Here is a 1,501-nt window from a genome sequence, read left to right as displayed (position 1 = left end):
TCAGGTGTCTACCAAACAGGGGTCAGGTCCGATCCGCAAGCAGATGCTGTTCGTACTCTTCAAAGAGATCCCTGCGGCTTGACTGCTGGCTGCGAAACGGCACGGAGGCGTTGATTGCGTCGACGACGCCCACAATCTTTTCGTTGAGCTCGTCCAAATCAACACACTGGTGGCTATTAACCGCGTGGATGACTTTGTGTGTGACGATCTTTACCGCAGCTTCCACATTTGCTTTATCCTTCGGCCGACGCGCGCGTGTGGGAAGTGCTGCTGTGTTGTAGTGCTCCAAGAACTGCTGGTAGGTGTCGTTGACCTTCCGATTCCTATCGGCAGTGCTGATCGCATTCGACGCCGTCGACGCGTTATCTGGGACAACAACCTGGCAGACCCCACCGAAGTAGTCAAACGCTTGGCGGTGTGCATCAAGCCAGGACTGTTGCCGCTGGTCAACACACGTACATGCAAAGAGCATCCCTGAATATGGCAGCGAAGCGACGAAAACACTGACTTTCGCACCCGGTGTGCCCGCAGGGTCGTACAGGCGCATCTTGTTCCCTGCCCAGTCCACCTGCATCGTATGCCCTGGTGCATGGGTGATCCGGGCGGTAAGCCCGGCCGCGTCGACATGGCAGGCAACCAATTGGCGGAAACGGTCGTAGCTGTAATGACGCTGGCCCGGCTGGGCCGGCGTTGTGGTGTAGCGAGCCCACAATACTTGCAGTGTGAGCTTCACCCGCCCTGTGCGTGCTTTAACGACCGCGTCAAAGTCAATCGGGACGAACTCGCCTTGCCCGCTACTGCGTCTATCTACGAATATCTCGTCCAACTCGTCATTCGTCAGCGCCGCGACCTGTTCAACGGTGGTCAGACCAAGGTTTCGCAGTGCTTGGCTTGCTCGTGAAATCGCGCGGTGCGAGCACCCGAGCTGGTGTTCAATCTGGCGGTAAGAACGCTGCTGAATCAGCAGCGTCATCACCGCACGGTAATCCGTCATGAGCAGACTCCTTCCAGTACGAGCCGCACCCGGGTGGTGCGGCTACCGGAAGTATCACCCTGAGCGCTGTGAGCTGCTACCGGATACTCACTGAAGCGCTACCGGAAAGTCACGACGCTGCTACCAAATAGCCGGTCGCAACAATAAAATATATCCCCATGCGGTGAATGCTATTGCCGTGGGGAAGAGCCCAAGGTATATGACTCCGAAAGAGGCGGATGCGGGCGCGGTCGATAGGTCATATATCAGTGTGTTGGTCCAAGGTGACAGGCCTATTGTCCCTGCAGCGGCTCCAGTTATGCTTGTGCTGTCTGTGTCTTGTAGGAGACGCTTTGTAAGACTGTTGCTCCGCTGTAGAGGAAGGCTCGATTTTCTCACGTGTGGGGAGCGCGGTGCGCGCTTTCTGCCGTGACTGAGGAAGTAGCCCTCATACGCAAAGCGGCCCTTCCGGTTTTAGAGTGCGTTGATTTTGTCCTGTAGTTGTCCGGAGTGGATTAGGCATCGCAA

The 1,501-nt window shown here is 56.6% G+C and carries 1 protein-coding gene; it reads right to left on the bottom strand.

Annotated features, from left to right (window positions below):
• Window positions 1–22 precede the first annotated feature (22 nt).
• A complete protein-coding gene (istA, locus tag HMPREF2808_RS07755) occupies window positions 23–994 on the bottom strand; it encodes an IS21 family transposase (protein WP_070624367.1) in 972 nt (323 codons plus the stop codon).
• Between the last annotated feature and the right edge of the window lie 507 nt (window positions 995–1,501).

Origin of the sequence: Corynebacterium sp. HMSC078A10, assembly GCF_001811565.1 — a bacterium.
In the GTDB taxonomy this organism is placed as follows: Bacteria; Actinomycetota; Actinomycetes; order Mycobacteriales; family Mycobacteriaceae; genus Corynebacterium; species Corynebacterium hesseae.
The sequence above is the reverse complement of the archived record's forward strand: the minus strand, read 5'-3'. Positions and strand labels throughout refer to the sequence as shown.